Below are 19987 nucleotides of genomic sequence, written 5' to 3'. Positions count from 1 at the left end.
TTCCGCCGGAATCGAATTTCCGGCCATGCCGTCGCCACCGCCCAACAAGGATCGAACGGCGGATCGGTTCCCTGTCGGTCACCAGGTGCGCCGGATCGTCGCTGCTGTTGTCGTGCAGGCCACAGAAAGCAGAAAAGCCCGGCTCGCGCCGGGCTTTCCGAAGACGCAGATGACGGAACGGCTTACGCGGCCGCCTTCACCATGCTGCGCAGCACATACTGCAGGATGCCGCCATTCTTGAAGTATTCCAGCTCGTCCAGCGTATCGATGCGGCTGAGCAGGGTCACGTCCTGGCGGCTGCCGTCGGCGCGGGTGACGGTCAGCACCATCTCCTGCCGCGGCTTCAGCCCCTCGGCGATGCCGAGGATGTCGAACTGCTCGGTACCGTCCAGCTTCAGATCCGCCCGGGTGGTGCCGCCGGTGAACTGCAGCGGCAGCACGCCCATGCCGACCAGGTTCGACCGGTGGATGCGCTCGAAGCTCTCGGCCACCACCGCCTTGACACCCAGGAGGCGGGTGCCCTTGGCCGCCCAGTCGCGGCTCGAGCCGGTGCCATATTCCTTGCCGGCGATGATCACCAGCGGCACGCCCTCGGCCTGGTAGCGCATCGAGGCATCGTAGATCGGCAGCATCTCGCCTGAGGGCTGGTGCTTGGTGAAGCCGCCTTCGACGCCCGGCACCAGCTCGTTCTTGATGCGGATGTTGGCAAAGGTGCCGCGCATCATCACTTCATGGTTGCCGCGACGGGCGCCGTAGCTGTTGAAGTCGAGCGGCCGGACCTGATGCTCCAGCAGGTACTCGCCCGCCGGGCTGTCCTTCTTGATCGAGCCGGCCGGCGAGATGTGGTCGGTGGTGACGCTGTCGGCCAGCACCGCCAGCAGGCGGGCGCCGCGCACATCGGTCAGCGGCTCCGGCTCCTTCTGCATGCCGGTGAAGAAGGGCGGGTACTGGACGTAGGTCGACCCCGGGTTCCAGTTGTAGGTCTCGCTCTCCACCGTCTCGATGCTCCGCCACTCCTGCGGGCCCTCGAACACATTGGCATAGCGGCTGCGGAACATCTCCGGCGTCAGGCACTGCTCGATCGTCTCGGCGATCTCCCGGGCGGTCGGCCAGACATCCTTCAGATAGACCGGCTGGCCGTCGCTGCCGGTGCCCAGCGGCTCGGTGGTGATGTCCTTGGTCATGCTGCCGAGCAGGGCGTAGGCCACCACCAACGGCGGCGAGGCCAGGTAGTTCGACCGCACATGCGGGCTGATCCGGCCCTCGAAATTGCGGTTGCCCGAGAGCACGGCGGCGACGTTCAGGTTACCCGCCTCGACGGCGGCGGCGATCTCGTCCGGGAGCGGGCCGGAATTGCCGATGCAGGTGGTGCAGCCATAGCCGACGGTGTTGAAGCCGACGGCGTCCAGGTCGACGTTCAGGCCGGCCGCGTTCAGGTACTCCGTCACCACCTGGCTGCCCGGGGCCAGCGAGGTCTTGACCCAGGGCTTGCGGGTCAGGCCGCGCTCGCGCGCCTTGCGGGCGACCAGGCCGGCCGCGACCATCACCGACGGGTTCGAGGTGTTGGTGCAGCTGGTGATCGCGGCGATCACCACGTCGCCATGGTCGAGGTCATGGTCCATGCCCAGCACCTTGGTCGGGGCCGGGGCGGTGCCGGCGTCGGCCAGCAGCTTGGTGAAGGCACTGGCGGCCTGGGTCAGGGCGACCCGGTCCTGTGGCCGCTTCGGCCCGGCCAGCGACGGCTCGACGTCGCCCAGGTCCAACGACAGGCTGTCGGTGTAGACCGGCTCCGGCGAATTGGCGTCGCGCCACATGCCCTGGGCCTTGGCATAAGCCTCGACCAGGCGGACGCGGTGCGGATCGCGGCCGGAGAATTCCAGGTAGCGCAGCGTCTCGGCGTCGATCGGAAAGAAGCCGCAGGTGGCGCCGTATTCCGGGGCCATGTTGCCGATCGTGGCGCGGTCGGCCAGCGACATGTGGTCCAGGCCTTCGCCGTAGAACTCGACGAACTTGCCGACCACGCCCTTCTTGCGCAGCATCTGGGTGACCGTCAGCACCAGGTCGGTGGCGGTCATGCCCTCTTTCAGCTTGCCGGTGAACTTGAAGCCGATGACCTCGGGGATCAGCATCGACACCGGCTGGCCCAGCATCGCCGCCTCGGCCTCGATGCCGCCGACGCCCCAGCCCAGCACGGCCAGGCCGTTGACCATGGTGGTGTGGCTGTCGGTGCCGACCAGCGTGTCGGGATAGGCGACCTGGTTGCCGGTGTTGCGGTCCTTCTCCACCCACACGGTCTGGGCCAAGTACTCCAGATTGACCTGGTGGCAGATGCCGGTGCCGGGCGGGACGACGCGGAAATTGTCGAAGGCGGTCTGGCCCCAGCGCAGGAAGGCGTAGCGCTCGTGGTTGCGCTCGAACTCCAGGTCGACATTCTGCTGGAAGGCATTCGGGGTGCCGAAGGCGTCGACCATGACCGAGTGGTCGATCACCAGGTCGACGGCCGAGAGCGGGTTGATCCGCTGAGGGTCGCCGCCCAGCGCGACCATCGCCTGGCGCATCGCCGCGAGGTCCACCACCGCCGGCACGCCGGTGAAGTCCTGCATCAGCACGCGGGCCGGGCGGTAGGCGATCTCGCGGTCGGACCGGCGGTCCTGCAGCCATTGCGCCATCGCCTTGACGTCATCGACCGTGACCGACCGGTCATCCTCGAAGCGCAGCAGGTTCTCCAGCAGCACCTTCAGCGAGAAGGGCAGGCGGGCGACGTCGCCGAGCTGGGCTTGGGCGGCCTCGAGGCTGAAATAATCATAGCTCTTGCCATCGACCGTCAGCTGACGGCGGGTCTTGAGCGTGTCATGTCCGGTGAAGGTCACGGAAGGGCTCCTTCGGTCGAAGGCTGATCGCGAAATGGGCTGTGCGGCCTTCATGTAGCGCGTCCGCGCAAGCCGTTCAAATGCAACGGGTCAAGAACCGTTCGCAACTGCGAAATCGACGATCCGCGGCAGCACCCGGTCGATGGCTTCGAAATGCGGCGCGTGCCGGCAATCCGGCRCCAGCCAGGTCTCGCAAGGACCGGAAACCCTGGCCTTTATCGCGTCCAGCTGGGCTGGGGTGCCGTATTCGTCCTCCGCCCCCTGAAGCGCCAGCACCGGGCAGCGGATCGAGGGCAGCGCGTCGCGCATGTCGAAGCTGCGGAAACCGGGGGTCGGCCACAGCTCGGCCCAGTTGGCGAAGGTGAAGTCGGTCTTGTCGCCGTGATAGCGGGCCAGCACGGTGCGCAGCCTGGAGTCCGGGGCGTAGAAGGCGGCATGGGCCGTGGCGATGCCGGCCAGGGTCTCCTCCTCGACGATGACATGCGCCGCCTCAGTCACGATCCAGGCGGCGCGGCCGGGATGCGCCGCAGCGAAGATCAGGGCGATGCTGCCGCCGTCGCTGTGCCCGACCAGCCCGGCGCGGTCGATCCCGAGCGCGTCCAGCACCCGCGGCAGCGCCTCGCGCCCTTCCTCATAGAGATAGTCGACGCCGCGCGGCCCCGGCAGCGGGTCGGACCGGCCGAAGCCCAGCCGGTCATGCGCCAGCACCGGATGGCCGGTCGCCTCGGCCAGGCGCACGGCGACGTCGACGCCGCGCCGCGTCCATTGCGCGACGGAGCCGAGCCCTTCATGTAGAAGAAGGATGGGGAGGCGCCCGGCACTGCCGGGCGGATCGAGGCGCTGCCAGTAAAGGTTGCGTCCATCGATACGGGCGAAACCTTCGCTGCGCCGCAGCGGGGCGGAATCGTTCGCCGGGGTGGCCGCCGGGTTGTCCATCCGCCGCTCCGTCATCAAGCCAACACAGGCTCGTCATGCCGTTGTCGCGCCGCCGTGGTCAACAGGGCCGCGAATGTCGGGGAGAATGTCCATGGGCAAGTTCGGGATCGCCATGCTCGGTGCGCTGCTGGCCTGTGCCGCGCTGCCGGCCGGGGCGGAGGGGATCGGACAACTGCGGCTGATCGGCGAGGCAGCGCTGCCGAAGGGGCTGGAGTACCAGGGCATGCCTGTCGGCGGCCTGTCGGGGTTGGACTGGGATCCGGCTGCCCGGCACTGGATCGCCCTCAGCGACGACCGGTCGGAGAAGGCGCCGGCCCGCTTCTACACCCTGTCGATCGACTACGATTCCGACGCGGTGCGTGGCATCAGCGTCACCGGCGTGACCACTCTGCGCGATACAGCGGGTGCCACCTTCGCGCCGAAGAGCGTCGATCCCGAAGCGATCCGCCGCGATCCTGCCTCGGGCCTGCTGTACTGGAGCAGCGAGGGCGGGGTGAAGGCCGGGATCGACCCGGCGATCAGCGTCGCCGCGCCGGACGGGCGCTGGCAGCGCGGCTTCGACCTGCCGCAGCGCTACCACGCCTCCGAGGACAAGAATTTCGGCCCGCGCGACAACCTGGTGTTCGAGGGGCTGGCGCTCTCGCCCGATGGCCACACCCTGTTCGTGTCGCTGGAGAACGCCCTCGTCCAGGACGGGCCGGCAGCCTTGCTGGCCCGGGGCAGCCCGGTGCGCTTCGCCAGCTTCGACGCGGCGACCGGTGCGCCAGGGCCGGAGCACGTCTATGTCACTGACCCGATCCCGGTGGCGCCGCTGCTTCCGGGCGGCTTGGCTGACAATGGCGTGTCGGAGATTCTGCCGGCCGGCGACGGCACGTTCCTGGTGCTGGAGCGAGCCTATGCCCAGGGCCGCGGCAACTCGATCCGGCTGTACCGCGCCGATCCCACCCTGGCCACGGATGTCTCCGGGCTCGATTCGCTGCTCGACGGCAGCTGGCTCGCCATGCAGAAGACCCTGCTGCTGGATTTCGGCAGGCTCGGCGTCGCCCTCGACAACTTCGAGGCGATGGGCTGGGGCCCGGACCTCGCCAACGGCCATCGCAGCCTGGTCGTGCTGTCCGACGACAACTTCAACCCGGTGCAAGTGACCAAGGCGCTGGTGTTCGAGGTGCTGCCAGACTGATGCGTGGACGGGCGCCGTCCGCCGCCTCATCCTGGCCTCCCGAAACGGAGGAGCCGGGGGATGGACACGTCACCGCGCATCAATGGGCTGGCCGAGACCTGCCTCTATGTCGAGGACGTCGACCGCTCGGCCGAGTTCTACCAGCGGGTGCTGGGGCTGGAGCTGCTGTCCCGCTCGCCGCGGCTGGCGGCGCTGGATGCCGGGCGCCAGGGCGCGCTGCTGCTGTTCCGCCACGGCCTGACCTCGGACGGCATGGTCGACGACGAGGGCACGATCCCCGGCCATGAGGGGCAGGGGCGGCTGCACATGGCCTTTGCCGTTCCCTCCGAGGATCTGCCGGCCTGGCGCGCCCGGCTGGAGCAAGAGGGCGTCCCGCTGGCTGGCGAGACCCATTGGCGGCGCGGCGGGCGCAGCCTGTATTTCCGCGACCCCGACGGTCACGCCATCGAGCTGGCGACACCGGGGCTGCGCGCCAACTACTAGCTGGGGCATTGTCGTCGTCGTCATCACCCCCGATGGATGCATGACGCGAGCTCAGCGGGATATCGGAAGCTCGGCGACGGCGGGCTGCGCGGCCGTGCGGTAGTGGCCGACCACGTCGGCGAGCTGCGTCTCGATCGTCGTCTGAACAGAGAGGCCGGCCCGCAGCAGCCGGGCCAGAGGCTGGTTCGGCGCGATCACAATCTGCACAGGCAGACGCTGCACGATCTTGGTGAAGTTCCCAGTGGCGTTGTCCGGCTGGATCGTCGCGAATGTCGCCCCTGTCGCGGCCGGCACGCCAACCACGGTGCCTTCCAGGTCGATGTCGTACGCATCCACATGGATCCGGGCTCGTTGTCCGGTCTGGACGTGCCTGAGCTCGACCTCGCGATAATTCGCCTCGACATAGACCTCGGACAGGGGCACGACGGCCATCATGCCGGCGCCCGCATTGACGTAGTTGCCCACCTGCACGCCGCGCTGGGCGACCATGCCGTCCACCGGAGCCAGAACCTTGGTGTAGGAGAGATTGAGGCGTGCCTGATCGAGCTGGGCTTCGCTGGCGCGGACGCTGGCCCGGGCCGAAGTCTCCTGGGTCTGCAGAACGCTCATCTGCGCCTGAGCCGCCTCCAGCGCAGCCTTCGCCTCGTCGAGGGCCGCCCCGCTCTGGCGCAGGTTGCTGTCGGCCTGCTGCTGCGTCTTGACTGCCCCTGAGCCGGTCTTCGCCAGGTAGTCGTAGCGGGTGGCATCGGCTTTGGCGAAGTCCAACTGGGCGCTCGCGGTGTTCACCTGGGCCCCGGCCTGATCGATGACCGATTTCTGGCGGAGGATGGAGGCCGCCGCATTCTCGACCATGGCGTGGTCACGGGACAGGCTCGCTTCGGCCGCCGCGACGGCCGCGCGGGCATCGAGGTCGTCGAGTTCGACGAGCACCTGCCCGACTCTCACGGCGTCGTCGTTGGCGACGCGGACCGCCGTGACCTGGCCGGAAATGCGTGGCGCGATGACGGCGGCGTGCACACGCACATAGGCGTTGTCCGTCCAGACATCCGATTGGGGCGCGACGATGCGCCAGGTCACCACGGCGACGAACCCGACGCCGATCAGGCCTGCGAGCGCCCACGGCCAGGACGGCGCGAACCTGCCCTTCCTCGGGACGGGAGCGACGCTTGACGAGGGAGCGGCCGGGCCGACCACGGTCTGCGGCTGCGGGTCGTTTGCATGGGTGTCCATGAGGCCTCAATGCTTCGCGAACAGGATGCGCGGCGGATAGGTGCGGACCGGAAGGAGAAGGACGAGCAGGGCCAGGACGACTCCGACCGCGAACAGGACCAGGAAGGTGTCGGCGGTGGTCAGCACGCTGACCTGCGTCTCGATGGCACGGGCGAGGGTCTCCCCATGGTCGCCGATCGCGGTGGTCAGCCCCGTCGGGGACGACATCGGCTGAAAGCGACTCCGGCCGACCTCGTCCACCAGGCGCTCGGAATGGAACGCACCGCGCCAGCGCTCAACAAGCTCGAGGATGCCGGTGCCGACCGGTACTGCCAGGCTGCGCGCCGTGTTGATCAGCGCCGAGGCGAAGGGACCTTCCTCAGGTCCCTTCAGGGCATTCGTGGCTATCATCAGCAGCGGGACCACCACCATGGGCTGCCCGATCGCCTGCAGAGCCTGCCAAAGATAGAACTGCTCCCGGTTCCAGGACGCGTCGATCGCAGCGGCGCCCAGGCAGGCGCAGGCGACAAGCCCCAGCCCGCACAGCGTCACGATGCGGGCATCCGCCCACCTGCGGTCGAGCAGGAACGCCACCGCCGGCAGCATCAGGAATTGTCCGAGCGCGATCACCAGCATGATCCAGTGACCTTGCAGCGCGCGATATCCCTGAACCCCGGCAAGGTAGGTCAGCGGCACCACCGAGGAGGAGAGGCTGAGCACGACGAAGAGAAACAACGCGAGGACGCCATAGGTGAAGTTCCGCCGGCCGAGCAGCTGCAGCTTGAGCAGGGGCAGCGGATGGAACCACTCGTTGAGGGCGAGCAGTGGAAACGCGACCACGCACAAGGCGGCCAGGACGCAGACCAGCGGCGAGTTGAACCAGTCCAGGTGGCTGCCGTGGTACATCAGCGTGGTCAGGGATCCCGCGGCCAAGGCCAGCAGCACGGCCCCGCGCCAGTCGAACCGACGCAGCCGCTCGTAATGCGGCGACTCCTGCGGCAGCCCATGCCAGACAAGGACGGTTGAAATCGCGCCAAGCGGCAGCGCCTCGAAGAACACGAAGCGCCAATCGACGATGTCGGTCCACAGCGCCGCGATGGAGCTGCTGATCGCCGGGGAGAAGGTGGCGGTCAGCGCATAGACCGCCAGCCCGTAGAGACGGATCGGCGGGGGCAGCACTCGCAACGCCGTGGTCATCAGCAGGGGAATGGTGAAGCCGCCGCCGAGTCCCTGGAACAGGCGCAGGCCCAGCATCACCTCCCAATCCGGCGCGAAGGGGATGAGCAGCGTCGTGCCGCAGGTGAGTCCGATGGCGAACAGGGTGAACCGGCGCAGCGAGAAGGTGACCGCCAGCCATGGCGAGAGGGCTGTCCCGAACGCCGCGCCGAAGGCGTAGAGGCTCTCGAGCCAGATGCCCGGGTCGTGGCTGATGCCGAACGCGCCTCGGACATCGGGCAGGGCCGTCGCCATCACGAGTTCGTTGAACTCGGCGTTGAGAGCGGCCACGAGGACGCCGAGGAGCCCGATCAGGGGTGTGAGATTCATGGCTGATCTCGAAGGGTGTGCCGCACCTGGCCTCACGCCGGCTTCATCAAATCCTGATGCCGCTCAAGCTGGAGCTGGTGACGGAAGACTGCGAAATTTCCGAGCCTTTCGGCAATTGTGCCCACCGCTGATCCCGCACACCGAAAGATGAGAAACCCTGGCCCTCGGCATAGGTCGGAGGCAGGTATTTGGCCGCCGTCGGCCTCGAGAAGGAGAATGCGGGCTCCGCCACGGTGCTGTTCAAGATGATGCGGAATCAGGGCGATGTCGTCGGAATCGCCACGCTGCGGCGCCGACCGTGTCGAAGCGGCCAGGGAGGGGCGCGCCTCCAGCTTTCCGCCGCGCCGCCACGAAGCGGCCATCGCCGGCCCGGACGCTGCGGGCTCCGCAGCCTCGAGCGAGCCCGCCATGAGCATCGACTCCGTCCCGCCTGCCGCCGCCTGGCCCGTCCGGCGCCTCCGCGCCGGGTCGCCGGCGCTGAAGGTCCTGGCCATCGTCTTCCTGACCGTCGCCTTCCTGCTGCCGGTCTTTCTGGTCTACGACGTGATCGGCGAGCGCGAGGAGCGCTACCRCTCGGTGGTGGATGAGATCGGCAGCAGCTGGGGCGGGCCGCAGCGCGTCATCGGGCCGATCCTGGTGGTGCCGTTCCGGGTGCCGTCCGAGCCGCGCGCCGACGGCACGCCGCTGCCGCCGCTCGAACGTCAGCTCGTCATCCTGCCCGACCGCTACGAGGCCGAGGCCCAGGCGGCGCCGGAGACGCGCAGGCGCGGCCTGTTCGAGGCCGTGGTCTACACCGTCGATCTCGCCTTGTCCGGGCAGTTCCTGATCGGCGACGCCGCGGCCCTGGCCGGGCCGCAGGCGACGATCGACTGGTCTTCGGCCTATCTCTATGTCGGCGTCGCCGACCCGCGCAGCATCCGCGAGGGCGCGTCGCTGCGCTGGGGCGACCGCGACCTGCCGTTCCAGCCCGGTGCACCGGGCGAGCTGGGCCAGCGCTTCGGCGCCGGCATGACCCTGCGCCTGCCGGGCCTGTCGGCGGAATCGGCCCAATCGGCCATTCCCTTCGCCACCACCCTGCGGCTGAACGGCAGTCAGCGCCTCGACTTCCTGCCGCTCGGTCGGTCGACCCGGGTGACCGCCAGCTCGAACTGGCCGGATCCCAGCTTCGACGGCGCCTTCCTGCCGGTGCGCTCCAGCATCGGGCCGCAGGGCTTCACCGCGGCGTGGGAGCTGTCCTATTTCGGCCGCGGCTATCCCCAGGCCTGGGTGGGCGGGGAGGGCGACTATCTCTCCGCCGTCTCCGGCTCCAGCTTCGGCGTGCGCTTCTTCCAGCCGGTCAACGCCTATCAGCAGACCGAGCGCTCGGCCAAATACGGCATGCTGTTCATCGTCTTCACCTTCACGCTGTTCTTCCTGTTCGAGGCGGTGGCGCGGCTGCGCATCCACGTCTTCCAGTACGGGCTGGTCGGGCTGTCGCTGTGCCTGTTCTACCTGCTGTTGCTGTCGTTCGCCGAGCAGATCGGCTTCGCCGCCGCCTATGGCGTCGGCGCGGCCGCGGTGGTGGCGCAGATCGTGCTGTACTGCCGGCCGGTGCTCGGCACCTGGAAGCGCAGCTTGGTGCTCGGCGCGCTGCTGGCCATCCTGTACGGCGCGCTCTACGCGCTGATGCAACTCGAGGACCTGGCCTTGCTGCTCGGCTCGATCGGCCTGTTCCTGGCGCTCAGCGGCGTGATGTATGTGACCCGACGGATCGACTGGTACGCCGCCGCGCCCGGAGGCGCCGAGCCCGCAGTCCCGGCCGCCCGCGCCGAGCCGCTGTGACGGCAAGGGAGGGCTGCCCGCGGGGTGGCCCTCCCAGCCTCTCCATAGCTCTTCTGACTCCGACATCTGTGAACACGTGTCCCAATCGTCATGAACACGTGTTCAAAGCGTCATCCCACCGTCTTCGAAGCCGCCTAGCCTGATCGTCATGCCGGGTCGGATCGGCCGGCTCGACCATCAGAGGAGGGGGATCCGATGAGACGAGGTCTAGTGTTCGGGGCGGTCGGCATCGCCGCCCTGCTGTTGTCGGTGGTGGGAGCCCAGGCCCAGATGCCCGGGACGATCGGCATCAAGCCGCCGCGGCCGATCGTCTTCGACCCGCCGTCACCGCCGCCCGCGGTGCCGGACGCCCAGGGGCTGACCGGGTCGACGCCCTACAACGCCGCCTATTGGTCGCGGCCGCACAACACCTATGAGAAGACGAGCTTCGCCCGGCTGACCGACGCGCTGGACCGTGGCAACCAGGCGGTCGAGCTCGACGTCTATGACGACTACCTTCTGCCGGTGAAGCACAATCCCGGCGACTCGATCGATCTGAACAATTGCCGAGGCGGCGCCGGCGGCTTCCTGCGGGACTGCCTGACCGACATCCGGGCCTGGAGCGACGCGCATCCCGGCCACCTGCCGATCACGCTGCAGCTCGACCTCAAGCCCGGCGATCTCGTGTTCGGGGGATGGGACTCCTCGGCCAAGACCGCGCTCGATTCCACGATCGCCCAGGAGCTCGGCGCCAAGGTCTACCAGCCGGAGGCGCTGCGGGCCTTCACCGGCTACGCCTCGCTGCGCGAGGGCGTCTACCGCGCCGGCTGGCCCAGCATCGATGCGCTGCGCGGCCGCGTCATCGTGCTGATGATGGGCGGGCCGATCGGCGACAAGAACGACACCCAGGAAGAATACGTCAACCAGTTCGGCGCCAACGCCCACATCTTCGTCTGCCCCGAGGCGCATGAGCCGCATGATTTCTACTGGAACGGCTACGCCGACGACTTCGACGACCCGAACACCAACAAATGGGTGATCTGCGGCAATCAGGCGGATGACAAGTACTGGTACAAGGACACGCTGACCGCCCAGCAGAACGGCCAGCTGGTCAACCTGTGGTCCAGCAACACGCAGCGGTTCGACATCTTCAACCACATGTATCTGGCGGCCGGCTGGGGCGCCTCGATGATCAGCCGCGAGACGCTGGAGACCTGGGGCGGCAAGCTGCCGCTGAATGGCATCCGCCGCTCGGTCCCGACCGGCTTCACCCTCAGCAGCGAGCTGAGCGGCTATTGCGTCGAGATCCAGAGCGGCATCTACGGCAACGGCTCCGACCTCAACCAGTTCAGCTGCACGGACTCGGTGCAGCAGCAGTGGCACTACAGCGACGAGACCCAGCTGCGGGCCGTCGGCAATGACGAGTACTGCTTCGACATCAATGGCGGCGACGGCAACAACGGCGACCAGCTGCACATCTGGGACTGCGACGGCGGCTCCAGCGAGAAGTGGCAGCTGCAACCCGACGGCCGGTTGATCGGCATGACCGGCCGCTGCGCCGATGTGGTCAACACCAATCTCGGCACCCGGCTGCAGATCCGCGATTGCACCGGCGGCGCCAGCCAGCGCTTCCGGCTGCGCAGCAACGCGAACGCCAACAACCCACACTACTGATCCGTTGGCGGGACGCCGTGCCGTCGGGGGGCGGCGCGGCACGAGGGGGCAGGGCCGATCGCGGTCCTGCCCCTTCCGTCTGAGGCCGTCCGGCTGCTATTGGCGGGGGATGACTGCCGCAACCCAGCCTGAGCCGAGTCTGATCGCTGCCAGTCTGTCGGCGACGGATCTGGCCTGCCTGCGCGGCGGGCGGCTGGTCTTCGCCGGGCTGTCGTTCCGGCTCGATGCCGGCGAGGCGCTGGTGCTGACCGGGCCGAACGGCAGCGGCAAGTCCAGCCTGCTGCGCCTGGTCGCCGGGCTGGTGCCGGCCTTCGCCGGGCGGCTCGACTGGACCGGCGCCCCCGGCTCGATCGCCTATCTCGGCCACCAGGATGCGGTGAAGCCGGCGCTGACCGTGCGCGAGGCGCTGCGAAGCTGGGCCGCCATGGCCGGCACCGCGGTGGCGGAGGGGGTGGTCGACGCCGCCATCGCCGCGGTCGGGCTGGAAGGGCTGGACGACCTGCCGGGTCGCTACCTGTCCGCCGGCCAGCGCCGCCGCCTGGCCCTGGCGCGGCTGGAGCTCGGCCATGCCACGCTGTGGCTGCTGGACGAGCCGACCCTCGGCCTCGACGCCGCCTCGGTGGGACGGCTGGAGGGGCGCATCGCCCGGCACCGTGCCGCCGGCGGGCTGGTGATGCTGGCGACGCATGTGCCGCTGGCGCTCGACGGCGCCCGCTTCCTGGCGCTGCAGGATTACGCCGCGGAGGACCTGCCGCTGTGAGCGCCTTCCTCGCCTTGCTGTCGCGCGACCTGCGCCTGGCCCTGCGCTCGGGCGGCGACGTCGCCGCCGTGCTGGCCTTCTTCGTCATCACCGTGGTGCTGTTCCCGCTCGGGGTCGGGCCGGAGCTGGCGCTGCTCGGCCGCATCGCCGCCGGGGTGGTCTGGGTCGCGGCCCTGCTGGCGACGCTGCTGGCGCTCGACCGCCTGTTCGCCCAGGACTACGAGGACGGGTCGCTCGACCTCATGATGCTGTCGCCGCTGCCACTGGAGGCCGCGGTGCTGGCCAAGGCCCTGGCGCATTGGCTGCTGACCGGCCTGCCGCTGATCCTACTGTCGCCGCTGATGGCGGCGATGCTGGGGCTGCAGCCGGCATCATGGCCGGTGCTGGCGCTGTCGCTGCTGCTCGGCACGCCCTGCCTCAGCCTGATCGGCGCGGTCGGATCCGCCCTGACCCTCGGCGCCCGGCGCGGCGGGGCTCTGCTGGCGCTGCTGATCCTGCCGCTCTTCGTGCCGGTGCTGATCTTCGGCGCCGCGGCGGTGGAGGCGGTGGCGACCGGCCTCACGGCCCGCCCGCACCTGCTGCTGCTCGGCGGCTGCCTCGCCGCCGCCTTGCCCCTGGCTCCGATCGCCGCCGCGGCGGCGCTGCGCCAGGCGCAGTCGTAGCGGTGTCGCTTGAAGGCTCGCAGGATCTGGCTACGCTGTTTCCAACAGGTCAGGAGATTGATCATGGCGGTGCCGAACGCTACGACACGCAGGGCCATGGCTGAACTCGAACAGGGCAGGGGCGAACGTCTCGCCTCTCCCGAGAACCTGTTCGAGGATCTGGATGCGTCGTTCCGAGCAAAGGTGCAGGAGGCGCTGGCCGACACGCGTCCGGCGGTGCCGCAGCAGCAGGTCATGGACGAGGCTCAGGCCCTGATCGACCGGAAGCGCCGTGCCGGTTCTTGAGTGGCGGGTGTTCTCCACCTCTACACTGCACCTCTACGCTGCTTTGTTGTTGTCATCCTCGGGCTTGACCCGAGGATCCAGGGGTGGCCAGAGCCGTTCGTGGTGGTCCCTGGATTGCCGGGTCAAGCCCGGCAATCCAGGGATAAGGGAGCGCGTGGGGCACGTTCGTCCGGGAGCCGGCGTGGACGCCGCCGCGGCAGATCGCCGATCGACCATACTCATCCCTCGCCGCATGACGGCATATCGCCGTCGATCCTTCGTCCGGGGTGACGCGGAGGCCGGCCTCGCGTAATGCTTGGGCAAAAGGAACCCGGCCGATGCTTCTCGTCCCCACCACCGTCGGGCCCAGCCGGATCGAAGGGCTGGGTCTGCTCGCCGCCGAACCGATCGCTGCCGGCACGGAGGTCTGGCGCTGGCATCCGGTGTTCGAGGCCTTCGTGCCCGATGCCGCGATCGCTGCGCTGCCCGAGACCGCGCGCGACTTCCTCGAGCGCTACGCCTATCCGGCGCCGGAGCTGCCGGGCGGGCTGTCGCTCAACCTCGACGATGCCCGCTTCATGAACCACAGCGACGACCCGACGCTGGAGACGGTCGGCGAGGTCTGCGTCGCCCGGCGCGACATCGCAGCGGGAGAGGAGCTGACCTGCGACTACGGTGCCTTCCATCCGGAGCTGCGCGACGCCATCCAGGCATCGGGCGGAGCGGCAGGCGGGCCCGCGGGGCGCGGCAATTGAGCCGCCGACATGCGACCGAGCTTTGTCTATCCTGAGGCCCAACGACCGCCACGCCACGCCATGCACCGCTTCGCCAACCCGGCCCGCTTCCTGCGCCTGAGCGCCGCCCTGCGGCCATGGGCCCTCGGCATCGCCTTGCTGACGCTCGGCGCCGGGCTGTGGCTGGCCCTGTTCGATTCTCCGCCGGACTACCAGCAGGGCGAGACGGTGCGGATCATGTATATCCACGTGCCTTCGGCCTGGATGGCGATGATGGTCTACACCACCATGGTCGTGGCCTCGGCCGTCGGCCTGGTCTGGAAGCACCCGGTGGCCGAGCTCTACACCAAGGCCGCGGCGCCGCTCGGCGCGGGCTTCACCGCGCTGTGCCTGCTCACCGGCTCGCTCTGGGGCCAGCCGATGTGGGGCACCTGGTGGGTGTGGGATGCGCGGCTGACCAGCGTGCTGATCCTGTTCTTCATCTATCTCGGCTACATCGTGCTGGTCTCGGCCTTCGACGACCCGCAGCGCGGCCTCAAGGCCGGCGCGGTGCTGACCCTGGTCGGCGCCGTCAACGTGCCGATCATCAAGTTCTCGGTCGACTGGTGGAACACGCTGCACCAGCCGGCCTCGGTGATGAAGCTGGGCGGCTCCGCCCTCGACTCCTCGATGCTGGTGCCGCTGCTGCTGATGGCGGTCGCCTTCACCGCGCTGTTCGCCTGGCTGGTGCTGCTGCGCACCGAGACCGAGATCGCCGAGCGTCGGATCCGCGCCCTGCGACTGGCCACCGCCATGGCCGCGCGGCGCGGCGAAGCGCCCGGGCTGGAGCAGCCGATCGGATGACCGAGTTCCTCGCGATGGGCGGCTACGCCCTCTATGTCTGGACCGCCTATGGCGCCGCCCTGGTGGTGCTGGTCGGGCTGACCGTCGCCACCCTGGCGCAGCGGCGCAGCAGCCGGCGCAGCCTGGAGGCGCTGGAGCAGCTGCGCGGCCGCGGGAGACGGGCATGACCCGCAAGCGCCGCCGGCTGATGCTGCTGGGCCTCGCCGCCCTCGGCCTCGGCACCGCCTCGGCCCTGGCCCTGACCGCCTTCCAGGACAACCTGCTGTTCTTCTACAGCCCGACCGAGCTGCATGACGGCAAGGTGGCGGAAGGGCAGCGCTTCCGCCTCGGCGGCCTGGTGGTCGACGGCTCGCTGCGGCGTCTGCCGGACGGGCAGACCATCACCTTCACCGTCACCGACACCGCCTTCGACGTGCCGGTGCGCTACGGCGGCATCGTCCCCGACCTGTTCCGCGAGGGCCAGGGCGTGGTGGCGCATGGCCGGGTCGGGGCCGACGGCACCTTCGTCGCCGACGAGCTGCTGGCCAAGCACGACGAGAAATACATGCCGCCCGAAGTCGCCAAGGCCCTGCGCGATGCCGGCCATCCGGGCGCGCCCGGCGGCTCCGGCAAGCCCGCCCTCTCCCCCGGCACGGTGGCCGCGCAATGATCCCCGAGCTCGGCCACTACGCCCTGGTCCTGGCGCTGCTGCTCGCTGTGGTGCAGTCGACCCTGCCGCTGTGGGGCGCCGCCCGGCGCCATCCCGGGATGATGGCGATCGCCGAGCCGGCGGCGACGCTGCAGCTGGCCGCCATCGGCATCGCCTTCGCGGCGCTGACCTGGGCCTATGTCGTCTCCGACTTCTCGGTGGCGCTGGTCGCGAACAACAGCCTCTCCACCAAGCCGATGCTCTACAAGGTCACCGGCGTCTGGGGGAACCATGAGGGCTCGATGCTGCTCTGGGTCCTCATCCTGGCGTTGTTCGGGGCCGCGGTGGCGCTGTTCGGCAGCAACCTGCCGCCGACGCTGAAGGCGCGGGTGCTGGCGGTGCAGGGCATGATCGGGGTCGGCTTCCTGGCCTTCATCATCCTGACCTCGAATCCCTTCCTGCGGCTCGACCCGGCGCCGCTCGACGGCCAGGACATGAACCCGCTGCTGCAGGACCCCGGCCTGGCCTTCCACCCGCCCTTTCTCTATCTGGGCTATGTCGGCTTCTCGATGGCCTTCTCCTTCGCCGTCGCGGCGTTGCTCGAGGGCCGGGTCGACCCCGCCTGGGCGCGCTGGGTGCGGCCCTGGACCCTGGCCGCCTGGTCGTTCCTGACCGTCGGCATCGCGCTCGGTTCCTACTGGGCCTATTACGAGCTCGGCTGGGGCGGCTGGTGGTTCTGGGACCCGGTTGAGAACGCCTCGCTGATGCCCTGGATGGCCGGCACCGCGCTGCTGCACTCCGCCCTGGTGGTCGAGAAGCGCGACGCGCTGAAGAGCTGGACCATCCTGCTCGCCATCCTCGCCTTCGGCCTCAGCCTGGTCGGCACCTTCCTGGTGCGCTCCGGCATCATCACCTCGGTGCACGCCTTCGCCGTCGACCCGGAGCGCGGCGTGTTCATCCTGCTGCTGCTGGCGCTTACCATCGGCGGCGCCTTCACCCTCTACGCCATCCGCGCGCCGCGGCTGAAGCTGGGCGGCGTCTTTGCCCCGATCAGCCGGGAAGGGGCGCTGGTGCTGAACAACCTCCTGATCTGCACCGCCACGGTGACGGTGTTCATCGGCACGCTCTACCCGCTGCTCGACAAGGCGGTCTCGGTCGGCAAGCCGTTCTACCAGCTCACCTTCGTGCCGCTGATGACGCCGGTGGTCGTGGTGATGGTGATCGCGCCCTTGATGGCCTGGAAGCGCGGCGACCTGGCCGGTGTGCTCGGCCGGCTGAAATTCGCCGCCGCCGGCGCCGTGATCGTCACCCTGGCCGCGCTGTGGCTGCAGGGCGGCGGGCCGGTGCTGGCGCTGGTCGGCATCGCCTTCGGCGCCTGGGTGGTGCTCGGCGCCGCCACCGAGATCGCGGAGCGGGTGCGGCTGTTCCGGATCCCGCTGCGGGACAGCCTGTCCCGCGCCGTCGGCCTGCCACGCAGCGCCTGGGGCACCGCCTTCGCCCATGCCGGGCTCGGCATCGCGCTGCTCGGCATGATCGCCACCAGCTACTGGTCGACCGAGAAGCTGGTGCTGGCCAAGCCGGGTGACCGCATCGACCTCGCCGCCGGCTATGCGGTCCAGTTCGACGGCGTGCGCATGGCGCAGGGGCCGAACTATGAGACCCGTGAGGGGGACATGACGCTGCTGCATGACGGCAGCGTCGTGACCGATCTCGCGCCCGAGAAGCGCTTCTATCCGGTGGCCCGGATGCCGACCAGCGAGGTCGCGATCCACACCACCCTGACCGGCGACGTTTATGTCGCCCTGGGCGAGGAACAGGCGGACGGCCGCTGGAGCCTGCGGCTGTACCACCACCCGCTGGTGCCGTGGATCTGGGGCGGCGCCCTGGTCATGGCCTTCGGCGGTGCGCTGTCGCTGAGCGACCGCCGGCTGCGCGTCGGCGCGCCGCGGCGGACGGCGGCGCCGGCCGTCGGGTCGCCGGCCTGAGGATCGCGAAACCATGCGCCGATTGCTGTTCCTGCTGCCGCTGCTGCTGCTCGCCGCCCTGGCCGTCGGGGTCGGGACCAAGCTGCTGTCGGGCAGCGACCCGCAATCGCTGCCCTCGGCCTTGATCGACAAGCCGCTGCCGGTCTTCGACCTGGCGGCGCTGCCGGGCCGGTCGGACGGTCTCTCGACCGGCAATTTCGGCGGGGCGCCGATGCTGCTGAACGTCTTTGCCAGCTGGTGCGTGCCGTGCCTGGCCGAGCATCCGGTGATCACCAAGCTCGGCCGCGAGGACGGCATTCCGGTCCTGGCCATCAACTACAAGGACAAGCCGGAGGACGCGCTGGCCTGGCTGAAACGCAACGGCGACCCGTATCTCCGGATCGGCGCCGACGTTGAGGGCCGCACCGCGATCGACCTCGGCGTCTACGGCGTGCCGGAGACCTTCGTGATCGACAAGGCCGGCCGCATTCGCTACCGGCACCCCGGCCCGCTGACCCCCGACATCGTCGACCGCGAGATCCGGCCGCTGCTGGCGGAGCTGGCGAAGTGAGGGGACGTGCCATCCTTGCGGCGCTGCTGCTGGCCGTCGCCGCGGCCGCCCCCGCCTTCGCGGTGGAGCCGCAGGAGCAGCTCTCCGACCCGGCGCTGGAGGCACGGGCGCGGGAGCTGGGGCAGGAGCTGCGCTGCCTGGTCTGCCAGAACCAGTCGATCGACGATTCCAACGCCGACCTTGCGCGCGACCTGCGCCGCATCGTGCGCGAGCGGCTGACCGCCGGCGACAGCAACGGCCAGGTGCTGGACTTCGTCACCGCCCGCTACGGCGACTATGTGCTGCTGCGGCCGCCGCTGCGCGCCGGCACGCTGGCGCTCTGGTTCGGCCCGGTGGTGCTGCTGTTCGCCGCCATTGCCCTGCTGATCCTGCGCCGCCGCCGGCGCCCGGCCGAGGTGGTGCCGCTGTCGCCGGAGGAGAGCCGCCGCCTGGCCCGGCTGATGGACGAGGAATCGGCGCCGTGACCGGCTGGCTGTTCTGGGTGGCCGCAGCGGTGATGACCGGCGGCGCCGTGGCGTTGCTGCTGCGCCGCCTCTTCGCCACCGACGCCTCGCTCGCCTCCGGTGCCGACGCCGCGATCTATCGCGACCAGTTGAAGGAGCTGGAGCGCGAGCGTGCCGCCGGCGAGATCGGCGCCGCCGAGGCCGAGGCGGCGAAGGCCGAGATCGGCCGCCGCCTGCTGGCCGCCGCAGGCGAAGCGAAGCCGACGATCACCGCCTCCGTCGCGCCGCCGCGGCGCATCGCGTTGGGCCTTGCCGTGCTGCTGCCGGTGGCGGCGCTGGCGATCTACATGGTCGAAGGCACGCCCGGCCTGAAGTCGCAGCCCTTTGCCAGCCGTGACCCGGGCGAGCGCATGGCGGTCCAATCCGCGATGGCCGAGGCGCAGAGCCTGGAACAGCGCCTGGCCGCCAGCCCACAGGACCGCGCCGGCTGGATCGAGCTTGGCCAGCGTTGGGGTCAGCTGGGCGAGAGCGCCAAGGCGGCCGACGCCTATGGCCGCGCCATCGGCTTGGGCAATGCCGATGCCGAGCTGACCGGCCGCTACGGCGAGGCCCTGGTCGGCGCCAATGGCGGCACCGTCACCGAGACCGCGCGCGCCGCCTTCGATCAGGCGCTGGCGCTGCGGCCCGCCGACATCCGGGCCCGCTATTTCCTGGCGCTCGGCAACGCCCAGGCCGGCGACGACCGTGCGGCGCTGGACCTGTGGCAGGCGCTGGTGCGGGAGTCCCCGGCCGACGCGCCCTGGCTGCCCTCGGTGCGCCAGCATCTCGCCGAGGCGGCGCAGCGCCTCGGTCTCGACCCGAAGACCGCGACGCCGGAACCGCAGCCGCCCACCGCGCGGGCCGCCCCGCCGGCGAGCGGCCCGGCCGGCGCCATCGCGTCGCTGCCGCCGGACGAGCAGGCCAAGGCGATCCGCGGCATGGTCGATGGCCTGGCGGCGCGGCTGGAGCAGTCGCCGGACGATCTCGAGGGCTGGGTCCGCCTGGCCCGCGCCCGCGGTGTGCTGGGCGACGCCGGCGCCGCCGCCGACGCCTATGCCCGGGCTGCGGCGCTGGCGCCGGACAACAACGATCTGCTGCGCGCCTATGCCGACGCCCTGCTGACCGCCGGCCGCGGCGAGGAGGTGCCGCCGCTGCTGGAAACCGGGCTGCGCCGCATCCTGGCCTCCGATCCGAACGACCTCCAGGCCCTGTGGTTCCTCGGCGTCGCCGCGCAGAAGGCGGGACAGCCGGAGGAGGCGCGGAGGTTGTGGGGCCGGATGCGCGATCAGTTCCGGGAGGGCAGCCAGGAGCGCCGGGCAATCGAGGGCCGCATGTCGCAGCTGCCGGCGCCCGACGCCGGATGACCGGACCGGCCGGATCGC

General features: G+C 70.0%; 19 protein-coding genes. 15 read left to right on the top strand and 4 right to left on the bottom strand.

All coding sequences use genetic code 11. From position 1 onward, the window contains the following. Window positions 1-182 precede the first annotated feature (182 nt). Both acnA and AB4Z01_RS17755 read right to left on the bottom strand, forming a co-directional pair. A complete protein-coding gene (acnA, locus tag AB4Z01_RS17760) occupies window positions 183-2870 on the bottom strand; it encodes an aconitate hydratase AcnA (RefSeq protein WP_441695872.1) in 2688 nt (895 codons plus the stop codon). 90 nt (window positions 2871-2960) lie between these two features. Further along, entirely contained in the window at window positions 2961-3806 is an 846-nt protein-coding gene (locus AB4Z01_RS17755) for an alpha/beta fold hydrolase (RefSeq protein WP_441695871.1), read from the bottom strand. A 91-nt stretch (window positions 3807-3897) separates the two neighbouring features. Here AB4Z01_RS17755 and AB4Z01_RS17750 point away from each other — a divergent pair, with 91 nt between their 5' ends. Both AB4Z01_RS17750 and AB4Z01_RS17745 read left to right on the top strand, forming a co-directional pair. Beyond that, the gene (locus AB4Z01_RS17750; RefSeq protein WP_441695870.1) at window positions 3898-4986 is read left to right on the top strand and encodes an esterase-like activity of phytase family protein; all 1089 of its coding nucleotides are present in this window, start codon (window positions 3898-3900) and stop codon (window positions 4984-4986) included. Window positions 4987-5046: 60 nt separating this feature from the next. Next, a complete protein-coding gene (locus AB4Z01_RS17745; RefSeq protein WP_441695869.1) occupies window positions 5047-5469 on the top strand; it encodes a VOC family protein in 423 nt (140 codons plus the stop codon). Between the two features lie 51 nt (window positions 5470-5520). Here the strand turns inward: AB4Z01_RS17745 and AB4Z01_RS17740 are convergent, their stop codons facing one another. Further along, window positions 5521-6699, bottom strand: coding sequence for an HlyD family secretion protein (locus tag AB4Z01_RS17740; protein WP_441695868.1), 1179 nt, complete (start codon window positions 6697-6699; stop codon window positions 5521-5523). Window positions 6700-6705: 6 nt separating this feature from the next. Further along, complete coding sequence (locus AB4Z01_RS17735) at window positions 6706-8223, bottom strand: MFS transporter (RefSeq protein ID WP_441695867.1); 1518 nt, start codon at window positions 8221-8223, stop codon at window positions 6706-6708. Between the two features lie 408 nt (window positions 8224-8631). On the opposite strand from AB4Z01_RS17735, the gene creD reads away from it, so the two are divergent. The 13 genes from creD (at window position 8632) to ccmI (ending at window position 19969) form a co-directional block, all read left to right on the top strand. Then, window positions 8632-10044 (top strand): cell envelope integrity protein CreD, encoded by a 1413-nt coding sequence (gene creD / locus AB4Z01_RS17730; protein WP_441695866.1) that lies wholly within the window; start codon window positions 8632-8634, stop codon window positions 10042-10044. A 195-nt stretch (window positions 10045-10239) separates the two neighbouring features. Then, on the top strand, window positions 10240-11697 hold the full coding sequence (locus tag AB4Z01_RS17725) for a Ca2+-dependent phosphoinositide-specific phospholipase C (protein ID WP_441695865.1): 1458 nt from the start codon (window positions 10240-10242) through the stop codon (window positions 11695-11697). A 109-nt stretch (window positions 11698-11806) separates the two neighbouring features. After that, window positions 11807-12457 carry a heme ABC exporter ATP-binding protein CcmA gene (ccmA, locus tag AB4Z01_RS17720; RefSeq protein ID WP_441695864.1) on the top strand — a complete coding sequence of 217 codons (651 nt, stop codon included), beginning with the start codon at window positions 11807-11809 and terminating at the stop codon, window positions 12455-12457. Beyond that, complete coding sequence (gene ccmB / locus AB4Z01_RS17715; RefSeq protein ID WP_441695863.1) at window positions 12454-13119, top strand: heme exporter protein CcmB; 666 nt, start codon at window positions 12454-12456, stop codon at window positions 13117-13119. Before ccmA ends, ccmB begins: the two co-directional genes overlap by 4 nt. Before the next feature lie 63 nt (window positions 13120-13182). Next, window positions 13183-13404, top strand: coding sequence for an antitoxin PaaA2 family protein (locus AB4Z01_RS17710; RefSeq protein ID WP_441695862.1), 222 nt, complete (start codon window positions 13183-13185; stop codon window positions 13402-13404). 317 nt (window positions 13405-13721) lie between these two features. Beyond that, on the top strand, window positions 13722-14138 hold the full coding sequence (locus AB4Z01_RS17705) for an SET domain-containing protein (RefSeq protein ID WP_441695861.1): 417 nt from the start codon (window positions 13722-13724) through the stop codon (window positions 14136-14138). 60 nt (window positions 14139-14198) lie between these two features. Beyond that, window positions 14199-14960, top strand: coding sequence for a heme ABC transporter permease (locus AB4Z01_RS17700; protein ID WP_441695883.1), 762 nt, complete (start codon window positions 14199-14201; stop codon window positions 14958-14960). Further along, window positions 14957-15127, top strand: a complete 171-nt coding sequence (gene ccmD / locus AB4Z01_RS17695) for a heme exporter protein CcmD (RefSeq protein WP_441695860.1) — start codon at window positions 14957-14959, stop codon at window positions 15125-15127. The genes AB4Z01_RS17700 and ccmD overlap by 4 nt, the downstream gene beginning before the upstream one ends. Further along, window positions 15124-15609, top strand: a complete 486-nt coding sequence (gene ccmE / locus AB4Z01_RS17690; RefSeq protein ID WP_441695859.1) for a cytochrome c maturation protein CcmE — start codon at window positions 15124-15126, stop codon at window positions 15607-15609. Before ccmD ends, ccmE begins: the two co-directional genes overlap by 4 nt. Further along, a complete protein-coding gene (locus tag AB4Z01_RS17685) occupies window positions 15606-17573 on the top strand; it encodes a heme lyase CcmF/NrfE family subunit (RefSeq protein ID WP_441695858.1) in 1968 nt (655 codons plus the stop codon). The genes ccmE and AB4Z01_RS17685 overlap by 4 nt, the downstream gene beginning before the upstream one ends. 13 nt (window positions 17574-17586) lie before the next feature. After that, window positions 17587-18123: a DsbE family thiol:disulfide interchange protein gene (locus AB4Z01_RS17680; RefSeq protein WP_441695857.1), complete on the top strand. Its 537-nt coding sequence runs from the start codon at window positions 17587-17589 to the stop codon at window positions 18121-18123. After that, window positions 18120-18587 carry a cytochrome c-type biogenesis protein gene (locus tag AB4Z01_RS17675; RefSeq protein ID WP_441695856.1) on the top strand — a complete coding sequence of 156 codons (468 nt, stop codon included), beginning with the start codon at window positions 18120-18122 and terminating at the stop codon, window positions 18585-18587. Before AB4Z01_RS17680 ends, AB4Z01_RS17675 begins: the two co-directional genes overlap by 4 nt. After that, the gene (gene ccmI, locus AB4Z01_RS17670) at window positions 18584-19969 is read left to right on the top strand and encodes a c-type cytochrome biogenesis protein CcmI (protein ID WP_441695855.1); all 1386 of its coding nucleotides are present in this window, start codon (window positions 18584-18586) and stop codon (window positions 19967-19969) included. Before AB4Z01_RS17675 ends, ccmI begins: the two co-directional genes overlap by 4 nt. Window positions 19970-19987 lie beyond the last annotated feature (18 nt).

This window comes from Inquilinus sp. YAF38 (genome assembly GCF_052113205.1).
Taxonomy (GTDB): domain Bacteria; phylum Pseudomonadota; class Alphaproteobacteria; order DSM-16000; family Inquilinaceae; genus Inquilinus.
This window is presented reverse-complemented; position numbering and strand designations above follow the sequence as displayed.